21 protein-coding genes and 4 pseudogenes are annotated in these 22,497 nt (G+C 40.7%); 14 read left to right on the plus strand and 11 right to left on the minus strand.

Features of this window, described 5'->3' with window-relative positions:
- The first annotated feature begins 4 nt into the window (after positions 1-4).
- From DXA05_RS03150 to DXA05_RS03165, 4 genes and pseudogenes are all read left to right on the plus strand, one after another.
- A complete protein-coding gene (locus tag DXA05_RS03150) occupies positions 5-1,003 on the plus strand; it encodes a DUF4249 domain-containing protein (RefSeq protein WP_118219224.1) in 999 nt (332 codons plus the stop codon).
- A 187-nt stretch (positions 1,004-1,190) separates the two neighbouring features.
- On the plus strand, positions 1,191-1,472 hold the full coding sequence (locus tag DXA05_RS03155; protein WP_118219222.1) for a LysO family transporter: 282 nt from the start codon (positions 1,191-1,193) through the stop codon (positions 1,470-1,472).
- A pseudogene (locus tag DXA05_RS03160) lies at positions 1,469-2,076 on the plus strand (lysine exporter LysO family protein). Before DXA05_RS03155 ends, DXA05_RS03160 begins: the two are co-directional and overlap by 4 nt.
- Before the next feature lie 293 nt (positions 2,077-2,369).
- Positions 2,370-2,725: pseudogene (locus DXA05_RS03165) on the plus strand (hypothetical protein).
- A gap of 62 nt (positions 2,726-2,787) precedes the next feature.
- Here DXA05_RS03165 and DXA05_RS03170 read toward each other — a convergent pair.
- Positions 2,788-3,855, minus strand: coding sequence for a DUF2027 domain-containing protein (locus DXA05_RS03170; RefSeq protein WP_004307954.1), 1,068 nt, complete (start codon positions 3,853-3,855; stop codon positions 2,788-2,790).
- 184 nt (positions 3,856-4,039) lie between these two features.
- Here DXA05_RS03170 and DXA05_RS03180 point away from each other — a divergent pair, with 184 nt between their 5' ends.
- The gene (locus DXA05_RS03180) at positions 4,040-4,732 is read left to right on the plus strand and encodes an HAD family hydrolase (protein ID WP_128858785.1); all 693 of its coding nucleotides are present in this window, start codon (positions 4,040-4,042) and stop codon (positions 4,730-4,732) included.
- A gap of 74 nt (positions 4,733-4,806) precedes the next feature.
- On the opposite strand, the gene DXA05_RS03185 is transcribed toward DXA05_RS03180, so the two are convergent.
- Positions 4,807-5,586 (minus strand): LuxR C-terminal-related transcriptional regulator, encoded by a 780-nt coding sequence (locus DXA05_RS03185; RefSeq protein ID WP_004306596.1) that lies wholly within the window; start codon positions 5,584-5,586, stop codon positions 4,807-4,809.
- An 87-nt stretch (positions 5,587-5,673) separates the two neighbouring features.
- On the opposite strand from DXA05_RS03185, the gene DXA05_RS03190 reads away from it, so the two are divergent.
- Entirely contained in the window at positions 5,674-6,345 is a 672-nt protein-coding gene (locus DXA05_RS03190; RefSeq protein ID WP_225449864.1) for a DUF1349 domain-containing protein, read from the plus strand.
- Positions 6,346-6,932: 587 nt separating this feature from the next.
- On the opposite strand, the gene DXA05_RS03195 is transcribed toward DXA05_RS03190, so the two are convergent.
- Together DXA05_RS03195 and DXA05_RS03200 are read right to left on the minus strand one after the other, a co-directional pair.
- Positions 6,933-7,985: a winged helix DNA-binding domain-containing protein gene (locus tag DXA05_RS03195; RefSeq protein ID WP_008640849.1), complete on the minus strand. Its 1,053-nt coding sequence runs from the start codon at positions 7,983-7,985 to the stop codon at positions 6,933-6,935.
- Positions 7,986-8,023: 38 nt separating this feature from the next.
- The gene (locus DXA05_RS03200; RefSeq protein ID WP_004299291.1) at positions 8,024-9,259 is read right to left on the minus strand and encodes an ATP-binding protein; all 1,236 of its coding nucleotides are present in this window, start codon (positions 9,257-9,259) and stop codon (positions 8,024-8,026) included.
- 208 nt (positions 9,260-9,467) lie between these two features.
- On the opposite strand from DXA05_RS03200, the gene aroA reads away from it, so the two are divergent.
- From aroA to DXA05_RS03220, 4 genes are all read left to right on the plus strand, one after another.
- A complete protein-coding gene (gene aroA, locus DXA05_RS03205) occupies positions 9,468-10,697 on the plus strand; it encodes a 3-phosphoshikimate 1-carboxyvinyltransferase (protein ID WP_165861469.1) in 1,230 nt (409 codons plus the stop codon).
- A gap of 12 nt (positions 10,698-10,709) precedes the next feature.
- Positions 10,710-11,279 carry a Crp/Fnr family transcriptional regulator gene (locus DXA05_RS03210; RefSeq protein ID WP_004306591.1) on the plus strand — a complete coding sequence of 190 codons (570 nt, stop codon included), beginning with the start codon at positions 10,710-10,712 and terminating at the stop codon, positions 11,277-11,279.
- Between the two features lie 74 nt (positions 11,280-11,353).
- Positions 11,354-12,070: an SDR family NAD(P)-dependent oxidoreductase gene (locus DXA05_RS03215; RefSeq protein WP_118158767.1), complete on the plus strand. Its 717-nt coding sequence runs from the start codon at positions 11,354-11,356 to the stop codon at positions 12,068-12,070.
- Positions 12,071-12,256: 186 nt separating this feature from the next.
- Positions 12,257-13,006 (plus strand): N-acetyltransferase, encoded by a 750-nt coding sequence (locus DXA05_RS03220; RefSeq protein ID WP_004299279.1) that lies wholly within the window; start codon positions 12,257-12,259, stop codon positions 13,004-13,006.
- A gap of 56 nt (positions 13,007-13,062) precedes the next feature.
- Here the strand turns inward: DXA05_RS03220 and DXA05_RS03225 are convergent, their stop codons facing one another.
- Positions 13,063-14,061 carry a M20/M25/M40 family metallo-hydrolase gene (locus DXA05_RS03225; RefSeq protein WP_061447771.1) on the minus strand — a complete coding sequence of 333 codons (999 nt, stop codon included), beginning with the start codon at positions 14,059-14,061 and terminating at the stop codon, positions 13,063-13,065.
- A gap of 172 nt (positions 14,062-14,233) precedes the next feature.
- Here DXA05_RS03225 and DXA05_RS03230 point away from each other — a divergent pair.
- From DXA05_RS03230 to DXA05_RS03245, 4 genes and pseudogenes are all read left to right on the plus strand, one after another.
- Positions 14,234-14,676 (plus strand): annotated as a pseudogene (locus DXA05_RS03230) (phospholipase).
- Positions 14,677-14,680: 4 nt separating this feature from the next.
- Entirely contained in the window at positions 14,681-15,490 is an 810-nt protein-coding gene (locus DXA05_RS03235; protein WP_120067918.1) for a metal ABC transporter permease, read from the plus strand.
- Positions 15,491-15,503: 13 nt separating this feature from the next.
- The gene (tsaE, locus tag DXA05_RS03240; RefSeq protein WP_004307943.1) at positions 15,504-15,917 is read left to right on the plus strand and encodes a tRNA (adenosine(37)-N6)-threonylcarbamoyltransferase complex ATPase subunit type 1 TsaE; all 414 of its coding nucleotides are present in this window, start codon (positions 15,504-15,506) and stop codon (positions 15,915-15,917) included.
- Complete coding sequence (locus tag DXA05_RS03245) at positions 15,914-16,141, plus strand: immunity 17 family protein (RefSeq protein ID WP_004307942.1); 228 nt, start codon at positions 15,914-15,916, stop codon at positions 16,139-16,141. The genes tsaE and DXA05_RS03245 overlap by 4 nt, the downstream gene beginning before the upstream one ends.
- A 67-nt stretch (positions 16,142-16,208) precedes the next feature.
- Here the strand turns inward: DXA05_RS03245 and DXA05_RS03250 are convergent, their stop codons facing one another.
- From DXA05_RS03250 to DXA05_RS03275, 6 genes and pseudogenes are all read right to left on the minus strand, one after another.
- A complete protein-coding gene (locus DXA05_RS03250) occupies positions 16,209-17,519 on the minus strand; it encodes a DUF58 domain-containing protein (protein ID WP_120067872.1) in 1,311 nt (436 codons plus the stop codon).
- A 181-nt stretch (positions 17,520-17,700) separates the two neighbouring features.
- The gene (locus tag DXA05_RS03255; protein WP_004306583.1) at positions 17,701-18,675 is read right to left on the minus strand and encodes a MoxR family ATPase; all 975 of its coding nucleotides are present in this window, start codon (positions 18,673-18,675) and stop codon (positions 17,701-17,703) included.
- A gap of 11 nt (positions 18,676-18,686) precedes the next feature.
- A complete protein-coding gene (locus DXA05_RS03260) occupies positions 18,687-19,958 on the minus strand; it encodes a DUF4350 domain-containing protein (protein WP_128858787.1) in 1,272 nt (423 codons plus the stop codon).
- Positions 19,955-20,571 (minus strand): annotated as a pseudogene (locus DXA05_RS03265) (DUF4129 domain-containing protein). The gene DXA05_RS03260 and the pseudogene DXA05_RS03265 overlap by 4 nt, the downstream one beginning before the upstream one ends.
- Positions 20,572-20,587: 16 nt before the next feature.
- The gene (locus tag DXA05_RS03270) at positions 20,588-21,526 is read right to left on the minus strand and encodes a hypothetical protein (protein ID WP_004316290.1); all 939 of its coding nucleotides are present in this window, start codon (positions 21,524-21,526) and stop codon (positions 20,588-20,590) included.
- Positions 21,507-22,469 (minus strand): stage II sporulation protein M, encoded by a 963-nt coding sequence (locus DXA05_RS03275; protein ID WP_004306579.1) that lies wholly within the window; start codon positions 22,467-22,469, stop codon positions 21,507-21,509. Before DXA05_RS03275 ends, DXA05_RS03270 begins: the two co-directional genes overlap by 20 nt.
- Positions 22,470-22,497 lie beyond the last annotated feature (28 nt).

Raw genomic sequence — 22,497 nt, forward strand, 5'->3', positions numbered from 1 at the left:
CATTATGAGAACTCGTATATATTATCCATTTATCCTGTTAATAGCATTACTGACAACAGTATCTTGCGAAAACGAACTCCCGTTTAGTGTAAAGGACAATCCCCCCAAACTAGTGATGAACGCACTAATCAACGCAGATAGTCTGACCAATGTTCTTTACCTCAATTTCACGGGAAGAGGATACGCCACTCATGCAGAAAAAGCCACCGTGGAAGTACGCGTTAACGGACAGTTATCAGAAAGTTTACGTCCGCTCCCACCCCAAACGGAAGGAGATATGCAATGCCGTTTCCATATTTCCAGCAAATTTACTCCCGAAGATGTAGTTCGTATCGACGCCCTCACAGACGACGGACAATATCACGCATGGGCTGAAGTGACCGTACCACAGCGTCCACATGAAATAGCTGATATCGATACGGTCACCATTCCAATGACAAAGTATTATTATACGCAGAATTTTCTCCGATACAAAATCAATATCAAAGATCGATCCAACGAAGATAATTACTACCGGCTTATCATGGATAAGCAAATGACAGTGAAAGACTATAATGAAGAAACAGGGGAATTTGTCAGCCGGACAATACATCGCTATCATTTTATATCCCGCGAGGATATTGTGCTGACAGACGGACAGCCCACCAACAGCGATGACGAAGACAACGGCATGTTCGACACCGTAAAGAATATATATGGTGTATTCGACGACTCACGATTCAAAAATACATCTTACACAATGACGGTTTACAACCAGACAGATATTGACGGATTTCCTGAATACGGCACCAATGTAAAGATGGATATTATTGTACGTCTTTTAAGCATCACGGAAACAGAATATTACTATCTGAAAGCACTTAACCTGGTAGATTCCGACGCTTACGATGAAACAATAAATGAACCAATCAAGTACCCCAGCAATGTACATGGAGGAATTGGGATGATTGGAATCAGTACGGAGACAAGTAAGATCATTCATATAGAAAAACCACAACGATGAAAACAAATCATAAATTATGGATAGCAGACTGCGATAAACCGTAGTTTGAAGATTCACCGTCTGTCAATGCCGCTTGCGTGGATGATATGGTCGAATGTCTGTCAATAGCCATGAAAGAAATCGTGGAAGAGATTAGCCAAGATTTACATTTAATACTATCTTTGCAGCCAAAAAGCAGGCACTAACTATGTTTATCATTATTGGAATTATGCTGACAGGCATGCTTCTTGGCTACTTGTTACGCAGTAAAAGACTATCATGGATACACAAGATAATCACTCTCCTTATATGGATTCTTCTCTTTCTTCTCGGAATAGATGTAGGGGGTAATGAATCTATCATCAAAGGATTACACACTCTTGGACTGGAAGCTGTTGTCATCACGGGAGCTGCGGTCATAGGAAGTACTTTATGTGCATGGGGCTTGTGGTACCTATTATATAGTAAAGGAAAGGAGACAAAAGCATGAAAGGTAGTTTGATTATTGTCTCTTTTTTCATTATCGGCACTCTTTGTGGAGTTTACCATCTTATCCCATACGACTTCACCGACAGTAACTTAGTTACTATGCCCTCTGCGGACTCATGTTCTGCGTAGGTATCAGCATCGGTAACGATCCGAACACCCTGAAGAGTTTTCGGTCCCTGAATCCCCGGCTTGTATTCCTTCCTATCATGACGATACTCGGCACATTAGCAGGCTGCGCCATAGCGGGAGCTTTTATGAGCCAGCGAAGTCCTTTAGACTGTATGGCAGTTGGAGCCGGATTTGGTTATTACTCGCTCTCCAGCATATTTATCACCGAATATAAAGGTCCCGAATTGGGAACTATCGCATTACTTTCCAATATTATGCGTGAAATTATCGCTTTGCTGTGTGCACCCTTATTAGTGAAATATTTTGGAAAGCTAGCTCCTATTTCTGTTGGTGGAGCCACAACGATGGATACCACTCTTCCTATCATTACCCGATATTCGGGAAAGGAATTTGTAATCATTTCCATCTTCCATGGCTTTGTTGTCGATTTCAGCGTTCCGTTCCTAGTCACATTCCTTTGCTCAATATCATTTTAACAGCAATAAATCCTAAAATAGAGAAATACTCTACTATCGTTTTCGCACACGTATTACAAAAATGTTTCATAAAAAGGTATTTTTATATCAAAAAGCAGATCATCTCTTGACTTACATCAAGAAATCAGCCTAAAAAGAATCTTTTCCTTTTCTTTATTTTTATGCTATAAAACATATTCTTATATTTGCATAGGTAAAAAGAAAAAACTAAGCGCTTAGACAGTATTTTCAATAGGTATTAGATTTGTTTTTAGGAATAGTTTTTAGGTATAACAATTAAAAAAGTAGGTATTATGAAACGTTTAGGATTAACATTAGTGGCAGCGCTCTGCCTTGCTGCTTCAACATTTGCAGCCGGAAATCAGCCTACAACTGCAAAATGGGAAGGTAACATCAATGTAAGTAAACTAGGCAAATATTTAAAGTTAAACTCCGATCAGAGTGAAGAAGTAGCCAATATTTGCGATTATTTCTCCACACAGATGTCAAGAGCCACAACAGCGAAGAAAGATAAAGAAGCAAAATTGCGCAACGCTGTTTATGGTAACTGAAACTGATGAGAAAGACTCTTAGTGCTGAACAGTACGCCAAGTATGCAGCTTTGATGAATATCACTTTACAGAATAAAGGTATTGAACTGAATAAGTAAAATGATTAATATGTAAAAGAGAGAGAGGGTGGAAGCCGGTTGGCTTCCTACTTTTTATACTATTATTTAATAGTTACCATCGTAGCCCCAAACCCATATTCCTGGAAAGAAGCATCCTGATAACGGCAATTACTATATTTCCGTTTCAATTCATCAATGACAGCCTTTCGAAGTACCCCATCTCCCTTGCCGTGAATAAAGACAATCTTCTGTTCACGCTTATTCTTATAAGTTTCCATCACTTCGCGAAACTTATCCAATTGATAATTCAGTATTTCAGCATTGCCCATCCCTTGAGTATCATCCAGCAAAGAATCAATATGAAGATCTATTTCAATAATTCCGCTCTTTCCGCCATGAGTAGTATGGTTTGGTTTCACAATAGGTTGTGACTTCGGTTTATCTACAGATTTCTTCTGCAGCAGAGCCTCTTGAATCTCCTCCGCCGAAACATATACTTGTTTGGCAGGCATATCATCTTTCACAATGTCATAAATCAAAGCCGGTTCTTCAAAGAAATCAGAATCGCTAAAGGTATGAAGTTTATAGAACTTCACGGTATCGATCCGTATCTCCACACTAACAGCCGGTTTGATAGCCGCAGGCTTACCGTCCTTGAAGGCGATCAACTGAACAGCCACCCGCTCCATATCATTCAGTACATCTTTGGTGAACTCTTCCAACAGCAATTTTGTATTAGGCTCCACCAAACCGTGCGAACGGTTCTTCCATGCTTTTCCTTCTGCACTCAAATAAGTGTAATACAAATAATAATTGCTATCATTTACCAGATAAGTTTCAAAAGGAGTAGTCATCATCGCTTTTGCGTCTTCGGGCACATAAGCCAGAAATACATTCAAAGTATCTCCTCCACGCACCTCCGGCTGACGTTGAATAACAGGCATCTCCGGTTTTACCGGTTTAACAGGTTCTTCCGGTTTCGGCACAGACGAACCGGGTTTACGCCTCATATTATAGTCATCTGTTTCAATCACGACACACTCGCGTATCGGCATCGGAATATCAAACCCATCTGCATCTTCTACCAACACAAAATCCTTTCCCTGGAATCCAGTTACGATTCCACCGCCTACCTCACTAAGAAAGCGTACTTTATCTCCTATTTTCATTATTGTATATCCAATTAAAATTCAAACTCAAAAAAACGAGTAACAAAGATAGAGATTTCTATGAAATTAAATGGAGATTCGGTTCTAAAAACAAACCGTCTGCCTTTATTCCTCTTTTTATTGTAACTTTGCATACGAAATACCAAACAAATGATCTAAAATTCACCATTAACGACGAAAACCGATGAAAGAACTTATTAAAGTCATTGCTTTTGATGCAGACGATACCTTGTGGAGCAATGAACCTTTTTTCCAGGAAATAGAGAAACAATACACAGACCTATTAAAGCCTTATGGCACTTCTGAAGATATTTCAGCCGCTTTATTTCAAACAGAAATGAATAATCTGAAATATCTCGGCTATGGAGCCAAAGCCTTCACCATTTCTATGGTAGAGACAGCTTTGCATGTGAGTGGACAAAAGATTTCAGGTACAGACATCCAACATATTATTGAATTAGGCAAATCATTACTGAAAATGCCTATTGAACTATTGCCGGGAGTAAAAGAAACGCTTAAAGTGTTGAAAGAGAAGGGTAAATACAAATTAGTAGTTGCCACTAAAGGAGATTTGCTCGATCAGGAAAATAAGCTGGGACGTTCCGGATTAGCCTCTTATTTCGATCACATTGAAGTGATGTCCGATAAAACAGAGAAAGAATATCAACGAATGTTGAATATCTTACAGATTGCTCCTTCTGAATTTGTCATGATTGGCAATTCTCTGAAATCGGACATTCAACCTGTTCTATCGCTGGGAGGATATGGCATACATATTCCTTTTGAAGTGATGTGGAAACATGAAGTAGTAGACACATTCACACATGACCATCTGAAACAGGTGAAAAGATTTGATGAGTTGCTGCTTTTGTTTTAAATAAGTTCTATTCTTTCTTCAGATAAGCTTCAAATCTGAAGAAAGAAATCAGTAAACAATGCCATCTTATTGGATTACAAATCCAACAGTTTCATCAATTCAGCAGCCCGACACGCTTCTATCGAATTACCGACAGAGAGTTTCTCCAAAATATTCTGCCGGTGTCGATTGACTGTATTCACACTAATATAAAGGGCAGCTGCTATTTCTTTACTAGATAGTCCTTTACGTATACAGCGAAGTATTTCCTTTTCGCGTTCGGATAGGATATTACGATGTTCTTCCGAAAGAAAGAGCGTTTCGACCTCTCCACGTTCCATATGGGTAATAGTGGGATATATCCCCTGCTCCGTTCGTTGATCTGCAGACAAGGTATAAAGACAAAAAATCAACCATACACTTCCGGAAGGAGTATTTTCCATAATCTGCACTAAATTATCAATATACTGATAGACTCCTTTCTCATTCATCATACGTATTCTGCATCTTCCCCGGTACTTCAACCGTTCTTCAGAAGACATCGAAAAGGTCTTCTGAAAAAACTGATACTCCAATAACCGCTTTTCTACCAAGTCTTCAGGATGAATACGCCGATAAATACAATCTTCATCCATAGAATCAATCACACTCAAAGCAGCTTCTTCGGGAGTTAAGCCTAGAAAATGCGCCCAAGGATGAACGGCAATGTAACTTTTCCTATTCGAAAGATCTGAAATAACAGCACATCCACCATTAATCTCCGTCAATGAATGAATAAAGCGTTGATGTTGCTCTACAACTCCATTGTCCAATATTTCATCGGCTATCAGTTGTGTCGCATAAACTTCATCTATTTCCTTTTGTAATACGTCCATCTTATAAAATGGTTATTATTCAGTATTGTTGCACACGGAGGTATGACCTATCTTTGCACCACAAAGATAAAGATAATCAAATAAGAAATGATCATGAAACATTTAAAAATCAAAATGATGTCAATAGCCTTTATGGCAGTAACAACTTCTTCTATGGCACAAAGTTTGAATAAAATGAATTGGCTGAACGAGCCTCAACAATGGGAAATAAAAGATGGCAAAACCTTAGTGATGGATGTTCCTGCAAAAACAGACTTTTGGAGGATTTCCCATTATGGGTTCACAGTGGACGACGGACCTTTCTATTATGCGACTTATGGTGGAGAATTTAAAGCCAAAGTAAAAATAACCGGCAACTATGTCACCACCTTTGACCAAATGGGATTAATGCTGCGCATCGACCATGAAAACTGGATAAAAGCAGGTGTGGAATACGTTGATGGCAAACAGAATGTAAGTGCCGTAGTTACGCATCGGACTAGTGACTGGAGTGTAGTACAATTGCCGGATGCTCCCCGCTCTATATGGATAAAAGCAGTCCGTCGCCTGGATGCAGTAGAAATATTTTTCTCACGTGATGATAAAGAATATATTATGATGCGCACTTGTTGGTTGCAAGATAATTGTCCTGTCATGGTAGGATTAATGGGAGCTTGTCCGGACGGGAAAGGGTTCACCGCTACATTCGAAGAATTTAAAGTGACTCCATTAGCCGATCAACGAAGACTGGAATGGGCAAAAAGGCAAATGAACAAATAAAATCAGTCCTGATGCTATTTATTTAAATAGAGAGAAAGCTCTATTATAATATAAATGCGGTAGTATATCTTACTTTAAATGTTCTATTTTTAATATGATGAGTATAAATAGCATCACACGGATTTCCTCTTCCAGCAGTTCTGTTGTATAAAATAATGCAAGAATATACAGTTCCCGAGGAATTTTTTACATAAAAACAGTCAAAAGATACACTATAATAAACTTATTGACAATCGTTTCTTTAAAAGGAATAACCAGTTCCTTTTAAAGGAACGATTCATTGATCGGTGAGAAACACTTTATTCCTTTAAAAGGAGCATATAAAACTTTATTTTAAGTGCTATCCCAGAGCTAACCTACACCTGAAACAGCCAACACTCCACATATCAATTTGAGACAAAATAAAGGCAAGTTCTATACATCTATTCTATAAAAGACACAGACTAAAACAAATTATTCCAAAACACAATCGATTTATTTCTTTTCTAAATTCGAAAACAGCAAATCCTTCTCATTTTCAACTCATGCCTAAATATATCCTGCATATATGGAATTATACAACGATAAAATATACGTTTTTTCATATATTATCGCCAAAACCGTATATACTTATCTTTCTCACGATCCAACGCACCTTCATCAACACAATCATCCAACCGGAACCATGAATGTTCTATCAATGAGCCTCTCTTTTTAACAGACTTATCCCAGTTTCCTATCACTTGTCCTTCATGAAGAACAATCGGATAAAACAGACCATTATTGGTAAATGCTTTCGAGTAATGCTCTTTAGGCAAAACGTCTGTCCGGTCTTTATAACCAAGCAAATATTCATCATAAGAAGGAAGAAGATGCAAACTGCCGGTAACTTTTCCACGAGTCCGGCAATCTTCATGAATATACCATGTCTGTCCATTCCATTCTTCTGCCGTTAATTCCGAATCAATCAAATAAATAGCTTGACGTGCATCTGTAATAGGCAGCCCCGACCACCAGACAAAATCTTGCAAAACAGCAGGAGCATGACTACGAAAATAGCTTCTAGCCAAACGAGCCAAAGATTCATCTTTGGTCAATTCCGGCACCGGCGGAACACGCTCTTCCAAAAGCGCATACGTACATTTACTTCCTTTATCTTCCCCACTACATACAATCCCCACCTGCTCCGCACGAGCCATAAAGCGGGTCATACGATGATTATCCGCTACAATCCCCGAACGGTTAAAATGCTCGGCAATCTCCTGCCTCGTCAGGCTTTTTTTCCCACAAAGAATTTTCTCCAACAGATTATGACTTTTCGTATAGAGTTCTTCAGAAATCTCCAAGTCATGCCCTTTCGCATAAGACTCATTAGCAGATATAATACGCCCGGCGGAAAGTTTCAACATCCACCGGATATCTTCTGCTGCTACGAGATGCCATGTCGGACGCATTACATGAGTCCGCAGGATTTCACCATCACGGAGCGCTTTTTCCACAGTTTGAATCGTTGCTGACTTCAAACGCATTCCTACTGCCCATTTCACCATGGAATAATTCTGTGCCTGCATAGCTCCCATCCAGGACACAAGTTCCTTGGGTTGAAAGAAAAGAGGACTTAATAACTGTTGGTTGAGTAAACGTATATTCGGTATTTTCATCATACTTATTTATAAAAGAAAAAACAGTTGTTCTTTGATTAAATGACACGAGTAATGGAATGTAACAAAACAGAAGACAAGAAGTCTCTAATATAAATATGTTCTATCCCTTCATAAGTATTTTCAAACATTTTTTCTCCGGACACTACCACTTTCGGATAATTATCTTTAATCTTCAATAAATTCCCGAATTCTCTTTCAATAGTTTCCTGTTTAGAAAGTTCAAGAGAGACTTGCACATAGAGAATCTCTCCATTCCGTTTACAGACAAAATCTATTTCTTCCGTACCCAATGTCCCGATTTTTACATCATATCCACTATATACCAAATGATTATAAACCAAGTTCTCCAAACGCATCGCTCTGTCCTGTGGCTTGTACCCCGTAATCACATTACGAATCCCCATATTCTCAAAATAATACTTCTCCCCCCTTTCGAATAATTTCTTTCCGGCAATATCATACCTTCCTACCCTGTGTACAATAAAAGCATCCGATAATGCCATCGCATACTCACTCACAACATAAGGAGAAATATCCACTTTCTGACTTTTCAGAAAATCACTGATACTCTTGCTGGAAAATAAGTTGCCAATGTTACCTGCCAAGAACGAAACTAGTTGTTCCAAAAAGACCGTATTCCTTATATTCTTTCTCTGAATCACATCTTTTAATATAATGGTAGAGTAAATGCTCCTCAAATACTCCATAACAACAGGTTCTTCCATCGGCAAATGTATCAGATAAGGCAATCCTCCATAATGAATGTATTTCTCCAATGACGCATCCGTATTCTCCAGTTCATGGAAATCCAGAAATTCAATATACGACAAACTATAAACCACAAATTCAACATACCGACCTCCCAATTCATTCGCTAAATCACTGGAAAATATCTCTGAATTACTGCCCGTCACATATATATCATTATTATCATCCAATGCCAACGAACGGATAGCCAACCTGAAATCTTGTATTTCCTGTATTTCATCGACAAAAATATAGTTCATTCTATCATCTACCGATTTTGAAAGAATATAATCATTCAGTTCTTTATAAGTCTTTATATCTATAAAATTGACATCTTCCTTATTTATATAGATAATGTTCGCATCACTCTCTTCTTTCCGTATCAACTCCATGAGTTGATACAAAATAAAGCTTTTACCGACACGACGATGACCAACCATCACTTTTACCAATGTTTTCCTCATGAAAGGTCTTATGCGGTCAACATAAGTGTTTCTTTGTTTAATTATGCGAGGTATTTTCATTCTACTTCTTTTTAAATACGATTGCAATACATCACAAATATAGCATTTATTTTAAATACAATTGTAATTTCTTGAGATTTTATCCTCTACTTCAAATACGATTGCAATTTCCCCATTCCAAATTTTCTATTGTTTTTCTGACTTTATAACTGCATATATACCAATTTATGTCTATTTTTGTCATCTCAAACCAAAGAAAATAGAAATGATGCTCTATAAACTCATCCCTCCTTCAGTAGTAACAGCAACCATCCAGTTGCCGGCTTCTAAAAGTATCAGTAATCGTGCATTAATCATCAATGTGCTGGGCAAAGGTATTTATCCTCCTGAAAACCTGTCCGATTGTGACGATACACAGGTGATGATAAAAGCTCTCACCGAAGGGAAAGAGACGATTGACATCATGGCTGCGGGCACTGCTATGCGTTTCCTTACCGCCTATTTAAGTGTGACCCCGGGGGAACGGACAATCACAGGAACAGCCCGTATGCAGCAACGCCCGATACAGATATTAGTCAATGCGCTTCGTGAGTTAGGAGCTGAAATAGAGTATACCCGCAATGAAGGATATCCTCCCCTCCGCATCAAAGGTGCAGAATTGAAAGGAAACGAAATAACACTGAAAGGAAATGTCAGTTCCCAATATATATCTGCTCTATTGATGATAGGTCCGGCACTCAAAGACGGTTTGACTTTGCATTTAAGCGGTGAGATAATTTCCCGTCCTTATATCAATCTTACATTGCAACTGATGCAGGACTTTGGAGCCAAAGCCGCATGGACTTCTCCCAGTAGCATTTCCGTTGCTCCACAACTCTATCAGAGCATTCCTTTCAAAGTGGAAAATGACTGGAGCGCAGCTTCCTATTGGTATCAGATTGCCGCCTTATCTCCCAAAGCAGAAATTGAATTATTGGGGTTGTTTCATAACAGTTATCAGGGAGATAGCCGGGGAGCAGAAGTTTTCTCACGCTTAGGTATAACTACCGAATTTACATCGCAAGGTGTGAAACTGAAAAAAACAGGCAAAGCGCCGGAAAGACTGGAAGAAGACTTTATCGACATTCCGGATTTGGCACAGACATTCGTTGTTACCTGTGCCTTGCTGAATATCCCTTTCCGTTTCACCGGATTACAAAGCCTGAAAATAAAAGAGACTGACCGTATTGCCGCCCTGCGAGCCGAGCTTAAAAAGCTGGGATATATGATCAAGGAAGAAAATGACAGTATATTAATGTGGAATGGCGAACGATGTGAACCGGAAGAAACTCCGGTGATTGAAACCTACGAAGACCATCGGATGGCAATGGCATTTGCACCGGCAATTATCCGCCATCCCAATTTACTTATTGCCAATCCGCAAGTCGTTACCAAATCATATCCCGGATATTGGGAAGATTTGAAACAGGCCGGATTTCAGGTTATAAACGAAGGCTAATTTTCATACGCTGTGGAAGATTTCAACAAATATACTTCCCACATCAACTACTCCCCTATTGTAGATTTTGTATTACAACAGGGGAAGCAGACCTATTATAAGAAAGGAGACTACTTTTCCCGCCAGGGAGAAGTATGCAAAACAATGGGGTTCGTCAGTTCCGGTTCTTTCCGGTACTGTTGCACCAACAGTGTAGGCGAAAACAGCATTGTAGGCTATACTTTCGATCATTCTTTTGTTGGCAACTATCCGGCTTTTCAGTTACAGGACAAATCAAATGTAGATATACAAGCCTTGTGTGACTGCTCGGTATACGTAATCAATTATCAGCAAATGGCAGACTTCTACGATACCAACGACGCTCACCAAAAGTTAGGACGCCGCATCGCAGAAACGTTATTGTGGGAAGTCTACGACCGGATGATTTCAATGTACAGCCTGACACCGGAAGAACGCTATCTTGAAATTATCAACCGTTGTCCCGACTTACTGAAACTGATAACTTTAAAAGAACTGGCTTCCTATCTTCTGATTCGTCCCGAAACATTAAGTCGTATCCGAAGAAAAGTCGTACAAAAATAAATTCTTGATTTCAATCAAGAGTTTATTTATTCCCTACCCTTACTTTTGCGGGCAAACAAAGTATATTGTATTTCATGAAAAAAATTATAATTATAGGTGCAACTTCCGGCATCGGTCGCGGATTGGCAGAAGTCTATTCTCAAGAAGATTATCTTATCGGCATTACCGGTCGCAGAGAAAATCTATTAGAAGAGGTATGCGCCCGGGACAAAGACAAACTATTCTATCAAGTGTGCGACATCACCGATACACAAGCTACCATTTCATCCCTCGAAACTCTCACTCGAAAAATGGGTGGAATGGATATATTGATTATCTGTGCCGGGACCGGAGAACTAAACCCCGAACTCTCCTACCAATTGGAAGAACCTACCTTACTAACGAACGTGATAGGATTCACCAACATCGCAGACTGGGGTTTCCGATATTTCGAACAGCAAAAAAGCGGGCATCTGGTTACTATTTCCTCTGTTGGAGGTACGCGCGGCAGTGGCATCGCTCCCGCCTACAATGCGTCGAAAGCCTATCAAATCAACTATATGGAAGGATTACGACAAAAAGCAACTAAATCTCCTTATTCTATTTACACTACCGATATTCGTCCCGGATTTGTAGACACCGCTATGGCAAAAGGAGAAGGATTGTTCTGGGTTACTCCCGTTGATAAAGCTGTGAAACAAATTAAAAAGGCTATTTCTAAAAAGAAAAAAGTAGCTTTCATTTCCAAAAGATGGAGATATGTAACTATCCTGTTTCGTCTGTTGCCATCTGCTATTTATTGCCGGATGTAAAGTTCTACCTGTTCGCCACCTCTCTATATAGTAAGAAAAGAAACTTTCGTGAATTCTACAACCCGGCAACAAAGATTATCTACACAAATTCACTATCTTTGCAAAGATAGCCCGTCAACAGACCAACAAAGGACTATAATTGCTACATGGACCGACTGATAATACCTAACTGAAACAAAGGTGTATATGAATACTGATTTTACAAACTTGACAACAGAAAATCTTTCTAATGAGCATTTATGCTGCATTATCCGCAGCAAAAAGTCTCATCCTGGTATTGAAGCAAAACGGCAATGGCTTTCCGACCGGCTGAATGAAGGCCATGTCTTTAGAAAGTTAAACGCCAAAGCTACGGTTTTTATTGAATATGCCCCTCTTGAAACAGCTTGGGTTCCCGTCATCGGCGACAACTATTATTATCTGTATTGTTTATGGGTGCTAGGTAGCCCTCGAGGAAACGGATATGGGAAAGCATTAATAGAGTACTGTATAGCTGATGCCAAAGAAAAAGGTAGATCCGGCATTTGTATGCTTGGGGCAAAAAAACAGAAGAGCTGGCTTTCCGACCAATCATTTGCAAAGAAATTTGGTTTTGAGGTGGTTGACACTACTGATAACGGATATGAATTGCTTGCTCTTTCTTTCGACGGAACAGTACCGCAATTTGCGCCAAATGCCAAGAATCTGAAAATAGAAAGTGAGGAACTGACGATTTATTATGATATGCAATGCCCCTACATCTATAAATACATTGAAATGATCAAACAATATTGTGAAACAAATGATGTCCCTGTTTCTTTTATTCAAGTAGATACGCTACAGAAAGCAAAAGAGTTACCGTGTGTTTTTAATAATTTTGCTGTATTTTATAAAGGAAGTTTTGAGACTGTGAATTTGCCACCTATCGACTATTTAAAAAGAATACTCAAAAAATAAGGAATACAATCCTGACTTTTCCCGCTAATTATCAGGATTGTATTTTATCTGCTTCATTAAAAAGACTTCTCATTTGCCATCTTCCACATATTGAGAAAAGAGGCTTTGGTGATTTCTACGACCTTATCCCAATTCAATCGGTCGGCATGATCGGAAGGCTGGTGATAATCAGGATGCCCGTCCGTATGATACCAGATGATCGGAATACCTACTTTGGCAAACGAACCGTTATCACTTCCTCCTATCGGATTTTCCCAGGCGCGGTAATCCGGTTCCAATTGCAAACCGTATTTTCTGATATCCTCTTTCAACCAATCCCCAAAGACCGGATGGGCGGCTGTGTAGAAATAAACGACTTGTTTGGGTTGTTGAGGTTTGTTGTTACGACCAATCATGTCAAAGTTCAGATAGCCTTTGATTTGAGATAGGAAAGGACAAGTTTGTACAAAATATTTAGAGCCTAGCAGTCCTTTTTCTTCTCCATCCCAAAAAGCAAAGATTACATTTCTTTCGGGTTGCTGTCCACTGGCTAAAAAGGCTCTTGCAATTTGCAGCACTGCCGATACACCGGAAGCATTATCGTCAGCACCATTGTATATTTGGTCGCCATCAAGTACAGGATCAATACCTAAATGGTCGAAATGAGCCCCCACAATCACATATTCTTTGGTATTTTTACCGGGAATCATTCCCAATACATTCCTCATGGTAAGCTTCTGATGAACTTCCTGTTTCAGTTTTGCTATGGAATCAGGATGTACTTCCAGACGTCCTTTTTTCTGACGTTCTTTACGGTAAGCATCAAAAGGCTGGAAATAGCTGTCAGCCAAAGGCGATACTCCCATCCATTGCAACAAAGAAACAATATATTCCGAAGTCACACGCGAACCGTGAAACCCCGCCTCACGCCCTTGCAATTCATCACTAGCCAAAAAATTGATAGTAGCTTCGGCAGAGGAACGGTTGATTGTATTCAAGGCCCTCTCAATAGGAGATTGGGCAAAAGTAATGTTTCCAACCAACAGTAACGCTAATAGTAAATAATCTCTCTTCATTGTACTTCAAATATCTTAAGTCATTTTCATTGATTGGTGAAATTTAATTCACCCGCCAATGTTTATTTTGTAGGTAACATACAAAAGTACGAAAGAAATAGATAGCATACATGATAGAATGCAAATTTATAAGTAACTTTGCACAAAATTGATTGGTAACTGTTATATTGTCATGTGGATACTTATTATAAGTCTGGTGTTGCTGGGTGTCATTGCGCTGATAGCCGGAATTATCCGCAACAAAAGACTGCAAAAGAAAATAGAAAAGGGCGAACTGGACCGTATGCCGGAAGTGAAGGAAGTAGATGTGGAATGCTGCGGACAACACGAAGTATGCGAACGGGATAGCCTGCTGGCAGCTGTCAGCAAAAAATAGAATATTACGATGACGAAGAACTGGATCAGTTCATTGGCAGGGCAGGAGATGCGTATACAGAAGAAGAAACAGAAATGTTTCGGGATGTATTGTATACGACACTGGATGTAGAAGTGGCCGGATGGATACGTAGCCTTCAGCTCCGTGGCATTGAATTACCGGATGATCTCAAAGACGAAGTTTTTCTGATTATCGGAGAAAGAAGAAACGTAGAAGTAAAAAAGGCAGATGACAGGTGATGTGATGGATTTACTACAATATACATTCTTTCAACACGCCCTATTGGGAAGTCTGCTGGCAAGCATTGCCTGTGGGATTATCGGTACATATATCGTAACCCGCCGCCTGGTATTTATCAGCGGAGGAATCACTCATGCTTCTTTCGGAGGGATCGGATTAGGATTGTTTGCCGGAATTTCCCCGATACTCTCGGCAGCCGTTTTCTCGGTATTATCGGCTTTTGGTGTCGAGTGGCTTAGCAGACGGAAAGATATGCGCGAAGATTCTGCCATTGCAGTATTCTGGACGTTAGGGATGGCACTCGGAATTATGTTCAGCTTCCTGTCGCCGGGATTTGCGCCTGACCTGTCGGCTTACCTCTTTGGCAATATCCTGACCATCAACCAAATCGATTTATGGATGCTCGGCATATTGGCACTAATACTGACCGGATTCTTTTATCTGTTTATCCGCCCTATCCTATATATTGCTTTTGACCGTGAGTTTGCACGTTCGCAAAAGATTCCGGTAGAGATATTTGAATATGTGTTGATGATGTTCATTGCGCTGACAATTGTAGCCTGCCTGCGAATGGTAGGCATCGTATTGGCCATTTCTCTTCTCACCATTCCACAGATGACAGCCAACTTGTTCACCTATAGTTTCAAGAAGATTATCTGGTTATCAATCGGCATCGGTTTCTTGGGCTGCTTGGGTGGATTATTTATTTCTTATCACTGGAAAGTCCCTTCGGGAGCTTCCATCATATTCTTCTCTATCCTGATTTACGCTGTTTGTAAAATCGGAAAGAGTTGTTGCAGGAAAAAGTCATAATAATAGATAGTATATGGAAATCAAAATTCAATCACTGGAAAGTATCCATGAAGCAGCCCGTGAATTTATCGCTGCTATGGGCGACAACACTGTATTTGCTTTATACGGAAAGATGGGTGCCGGCAAAACGACATTTGTCAAAGCGCTCTGCGAAGAATTGGGCGTAACGGATGTTATCACTTCTCCTACTTTTGCCATTGTCAACGAATACCGTTCGGACGAAACCGGAGAATTAATCTATCACTTCGATTTTTACCGCATCAAGAAACTAAGTGAAGTGTACGACATGGGCTACGAAGACTATTTCTACAGTGGTGCTCTCTGCTTTATCGAATGGCCGGAACTGGTAGAAGAACTACTTCCGGGAAATGCCGTAAAAGTAACGATTGAAGAACTGGAAGACGGAAATAGAGTGATCAGACTATGACCGGACAATATATCGTACAAGGAATCTTTGCGCTGGCAGGAATCGTCTCCCTGCTGGCGTCATTGCTGAACTGGGACTGGTTCTTTACAACGCGCAACGCACAAACCATTGTCCGGAATGTAGGACGCAACCGGGCAAGACTCTTCTATGGGATACTGGGAATTATCATCATTGGAATGGCTATATTCTTCTTTGTGGAAACACGGAAAGCCATCACTCTTTGAGACATTTTTTCAGACAAAAGAACATAAGTACAAAAGACTACAAAAATATGTTCTTTTGTTCTTATGTCTAAAGCAACTGTCGTGACTTCATCTCCAGATACTTATTAATCACATCAATCGAAAGATTCTCCGGTGTAGTTAATAAAGAATAGATGCCATGTTGTTTCAAAGTAGATACAATCAGCCGCTTCTCGTAAGCGAACTTTTCTGCAATCACGTGCCGATAGTAGCTTTCCGTATCTTTTGCCGGTTGGGCGATATATTCCTTCAAATCGACATCTTCAAAAAAGACTACGAGCAAACGGTGCTGGCGGTTTAGTTGTTTCAGGTAAGATAATTGACGGTTCATTCCTCCTATGCTCGAGAAGTTAGTATATAGTACCAGCAGGCTACGCTTACTGACATGTTTGTTCAAATGAACGCAAAGAGCCGAGAAGTCTGTCTCCCCGAAAGTGGTCTGCTGACTATAAAGACTTTCCAGCAATGTCTGCATATATCCCGATTGCTTGGAAGCAGGCACAAAAGTATCGAAGTGTTCATCGAAAGTCACTAATCCGGCTTTATCTTCTTTCTGCATAGCAACATACGAAAGCACCAGCGAAGCATTAATTGCATAATCCAGCAAGGTCATTCCACGGAAAGCTTGCTGCATCACTCTACCTTTATCGATCACATTATAAATCTGCTGTGAGCGTTCGTCCTGATACACATTCACCATAAGTTCATGCCGGCGGGCACTTGCTTTCCAGTTAATCGTACGGTAATCATCCCCCTTTACATACTCTTTAATCTGCTCAAACTCCGTATGATGCCCAACCCGGCGAATACGCTTTATTCCCAATTCAGTCAGATTATCACTTATTGCCAACAATTCATATTGATGCAGCATCAGATATGACGGGTACACTTTGATATCCAAAGGTTCTGCACAAGTATAGCGCCGGGATATAAAGCCGATTTTTCCGGTCACAAAAACTCTAATATGACCGAAAGAGTAAACACCACGATGAGTAGGTCGAAGACGATAGGTAACTGTTTTTCCCTCGTTTGCTCCAAGCTTCACCTGAAAGTCGACATCACGTTTCTGAAAGATAAAAGGGATCTCATCTATGATTTCTAAAGATACAGGATGTGGATAACTACTTTCTACCCGAATACTTACTTCATTTTCGTCGCCATTAGAGAAACGGTCGGCACACTGGCGGAAAGCACGGATTCCACGAATACGATAAAGAGAATATACGTCTGCCAGTACCACCAAAAACAAGACAAAGAGTGCCCACTGCCCGATAACAAAGAACGGGGCAAAAACATATCCGCTACCCAACAACAGGATAACTATGACAAGGGCAATATAGAAACGACGAGTTAGAAACAAATGATTTATGATTTATGATTTATAATTTCTTGGGTTTACGATTTCTTCAACTTACAATTTACGTACAGTTTATAATTTACGATTTATGATTTTTTCGATTTATGTTATGAATAGTGTCAGACATCCAACGCGCAGCCCAAATCATAAATCATAAATCAGAACTCATAAATCATAAATCTTTTCATTTTGGTACTTCCACTTTATCAATTAAGCGTTGTGTCACTTTCACCGGTGAATAGCCTTCCATTTCAGCTTCCGCAGTCAGGATCAGACGGTGCTGAAGTACATAAGGAGCTACAAACTTGATATCTTCCGGTGTCACAAAATCACGTCCCTGCAAAAGAGCATACGCTTTCGACGATTGCAGCATGGCTACAGATGCACGTGGAGAAGCTCCCAAATATACAGCTTTACTGGTACGGGTCTGCTGTACAATCAATGCGATATATTGGAGCAACGTGCGGTCTACAAATACCTGATTCATAAAAGCACGAAGCGACAACAGTTCTTCTTTGGTAATAGCGGGAGTGATGTCGTCCAACTTCACCAATGCGGCATTGGTATGATGACGTTCCAGGATATTCACTTCCTCTTCCAATGAAGGATAATCCATCGTTATCTTCATCAGAAAACGGTCGAGCTGTGCTTCGGGAAGTTTGTATGTTCCCTCCTGCTCTACCGGATTTTGGGTAGCCAAAATCGTATAAAGATCTCCCATCCGGTGAGTCGTTCCATCAATACTGATCTGGCGCTCTTCCATTACCTCAAACAAGGCAGCCTGTGTTTTGGCAGGAGCACGGTTGATTTCATCGACCAATACAATATCCGCAAAAATCGGTCCCTGATGAAAATCAAAACCGTTGGTTTTCATATTAAACACAGTCGTACCTAATACGTCACTCGGCATTAAGTCCGGAGTGAACTGAACACGACTGAAGTCTGCATCAATCAGACGAGCTGTCAAACGGGCCAACAGTGTCTTCGCAACTCCCGGAACACCTTCTATCAATACGTGTCCATTCGCCAAAATCGCTGTCAGTACCAAATCGACTGTCTGCTCCTGCCCTACTATGACGGAAGCAATCCGGTCTTTCAACTCTTGTATCTTCTCGGAAAAGAGAGTTAAATCTACTCGCTGTTCTGTATTCTCTTCCATAAATTTCTTCTTTAGATATGATTGATTATTTCATTCATTTTATCGATATATACCTTCATCTGCTCCGCATCAATAACACGTCCTCCGTAAATCACGGGTCTGACTTCGCGGATAAATTTAGCAATCTCTCCGGCATCCATTCCGGTTTTCCGGGCAATCCGGTGGAAAGAGCGTTCATCGTCGGCCACTTCTTCAATATCCACTTGAATCTCTCTCCGAAGTTCTTCGGCTAAATAGGAAAACTTCTTGCGAACCAAATCCGCGTGGTCTTTCTTCTGAAAGTAAAGCGTGCCTATCAGTTCGGTAAATTCAAGAGATTTATTGGCCGGCTCGTGAATAACAGGGATCACCCGTTGCCGCCTCTTCGCTGTGAATATCATAAAGAGTATGATGGTAATCATCGTCAGATACAAAGCCCAACGAAGCGGTTCATGTGCTAGAAAATAACGGAAAGGTGATTGCTGCACCTGTGCCATTTCTTTCATGTACCCCTCCGTGCGAACGATGGGAAGCTTCCCCATCTGCGACAACAAACGGAAGATATAGGTTGCATTTTTGCCGTCCAACATTCCGTAATTGGTAAAAATCAAAGGAGTGGAAACTAAAATAACTTCTCCTTTCCCCCACCGACGGGACATTGCTACAGGCATATAAACAAGACTATCCGTTGTCAACGAGTCCGCCTCGGTTTCATACCGGAACTCATTCGACTCAAAAACTCTTTGTGCCAACACCCTTTCCGGAAGTGAATCTCCCCAAAAATAAGAGGAACACAACTGGGGATAAAAATAGAAAGTCTGACGGGGATAAACCGTCGAATCTCCTATCCAATGCAAGCTATCTTTTTTCAAAAATGAAGTTGCATATTTCTTCAAAGCCATCGGACTGAAGTAAGAATAGTAAGACCTGAACTGCAAGGTATCTTCCAAATATCTGCCGAACAAGGTACTCACCAACATGATCTTATCTCCGCGTTCCGCCATTTTCAACAGAGCGTTTACATCGACGTCCGACAATCGCAAATTATCAGAGATAACCAATATACCTCTGCGTTGCGTCGTATCTTCCTGTTCCAATTGATAGAGGCTTTTCCTCGAAAAAGTGTAGCCCTGTGGCAAAGAAGAAGACAATACGCTATCGAATACTGCACATCCGAAAGGTTGCTCGTCATGATGTCCGAAAGTGGGCTTCCACACAAAATTCTTCGGCAAATGATATTCTATTGCAAACATGATGAATAGAAAAGCGACAATAAAGACAATGAACCAGCGACTTCCTTTCATGCGACGCCTCCTTTCTCTATTTCTTCCTGCAAGACCTGCATTGTCCGGAAGAGTTCTTCCGTCGCCTCAAAGTTGCCATAACGTACCCGCAGGAAATGATTGGTCAGTTGCCTGAAAGCCGGTAGCCGGACTTCATTGATATACTGGGTAGGCGTTTTATAAAGTTGCCAGTCAATACGTTCAGCGTCACTAAGTTGTTTCAAAGTTTGCAGATAGAGCAAACGTACTGCTTCCCGGTAATTCTGACGGGAAAGCGCTTCCGCAATCCCTCCCGGAAAATCTACTCCGTAAATGGTGTCTTCTTCAACTGTATAAGGCAACACATTTTTATGCGAGACCATAAACAATTCCGGGCGTTTCCGATAGACAAACCAAACAATCAGCAACAAAAGAAGAATGGCAATACATACCAGAATAAGCCTGAATACTCTTCAGCAAAATGACTGCCGAATATTTTGCGCAACAACTCCCCAAACTGCCGACTGATCCACTCAAAGACATTCATCTCCGGAGTAATCAGTTCACGGTTATAGTTGTATGCCGGATCAGACTGCCAGAGGGCAATCTGCGCCGTATCACAAACTAGTGTATCAGCCGGGGAAGTGAGATTCATCTAGTAGAGGTTTGGTTTAGAGTTTATCAAAATTGTCAATATCACTTTCTACCGTTATGCTGTCCACCACTTCCGATGCATGACCATACTGATAAACCAGACCGACGATACCGAATATAGCCGATAAGTAAGAACCATACAACATCAGGATAGAGAACAAATATTGCGCAAAGTTCAGTCCGACTGATGAAGAGGTTGCACCTCCGTCACTCATCGTAAAGATCATTTTTACAATATAGATCACATACCAGGGTATAGAAACGATTCCTTGTAACACACTGGCAATAATCCCCATCACAATTAAAATTAGAAAGACGCCTCCCCAGGTAGCAAATCCCAACCGGAATGTTTTTGCAAATGCCTCACCCAACGAAATGTCTTCAAATAAGTAGATGGGAGCCATTAATGCCAAAGGAACCATAAAGGCGAATAAAAGCGGGATGGTCAGAATGAGTGTGAAAGGTGTCAATACAGCCAATAAGACAATAAAGATCACCGCAAAGATGAATAAAAAGCTGCAGGCGATCCCCATCAAAAACAGTCTTTTAATATTACGGAGCAACAACGATTTTATATCGCCGAATACAATCCCGTTCAGGCGTTCTTCCCGTTCATTATACAATCGTACCATCGCATAAATCAAGGAAGTCATCAACAAAGCTCCCAAACATGAAAAAAAGATAACTCCTGCATAATTCAGTGCAAATGAAGGTCCCAGAGCAGCTAAAGGATTATCACTTATTCCTCCGGAGGCCTGCATAGCAGTAATATCTGTCATACTTCCCATTAAACCACTAAAGTTTGCGGCTTGAATTAAGCATATAGGGAGTATCAGATAAGTTGAATACTTAAACAATTGTTTCCAATTCTCTTTTATAAAATCAAAAGAAGCGTTCAACTTCTCACCGAAAGGACGTTTCACGTACATCGCAATCTTAGGTTTCTGTGATTCCATGTTTTTTTCTATTTGGTAAATAAATATAGTAGAATATAATAAATGCCAGAGAAGTGAATATCACGCCAAGCCTCAACACATCGGGAAGCTCTGTGTGCCGGGTAAGAAAACCTTCTATAAAGCCTGCCATAATGAACACCGGAACAGTGCCGATCACTATTTTCAAGCCTCGCTTCGCTCCTCTCCTAAAAGATTCCAGTCGGGAATAAGTGCCGGGAAACAGCCAGCCGTTGCCCAAAGCCAATCCGGCGGCACCGGCCACGATAATCGCCCAGATTTCAAGCGTTCCGTGCAACCAGATGGCAAGACTGGATTCCCACAACAAATCGTGTTGATAAAAGAATGTTTGAAAAGCTCCTACCATGATACCATTGGAGAGAAGCATATACCCTGTTCCAAAGCTGGTCAGCAATCCCATTGCAAAGCAGTTGAAAGAGACCATCACGTTATTAAGTGTAATGCCCAAGAACATCGGTACTTCGGAAGAACCATTATATACGGCCATCGGCTCCCCATTGGCAATATTGTCGAGTGTCATATCCACATAACCGTTTCCCAATATCAGCCGGACAAAATCCGGGTCATTCGCTGCTGATAATACGCCGATTAATGCGCTGGCAACAAAAATCAAAAAGGAGGTCAGTAATTCGCGCCGTGCATCGTGCATGGTTCGTGGCACTTCCTGTGTCCAGAAGGTAATAATCCGTGTCCACTTCTCGCGTTTATTGCGGTAGATTTCGTTGTGCAACGCTGAAGCCAGATTATTCAGATAAATAGTAATACGGGAAGTTGGGAAATGTGTTTGGGCAAATGCCAGGTCAGCTGTCAAGTCCGTATACGCATCGGCTAGTTGGTCGGGGGACAGACTTGCCGCCCGCTCCACAACTTTCTCTGTCTCCTTCCATTTTTCAATGTTCCGACGAATAAACGTTACTTCTTTCATGCTTTTCAATAGATTTCGGATAAGTTTT

The sequence above is a fragment of the Bacteroides sp. AM54-2NS genome, assembly GCF_003602935.1.
In the GTDB taxonomy this organism is placed as follows: domain Bacteria; phylum Bacteroidota; class Bacteroidia; order Bacteroidales; family Bacteroidaceae; genus Bacteroides; species Bacteroides xylanisolvens.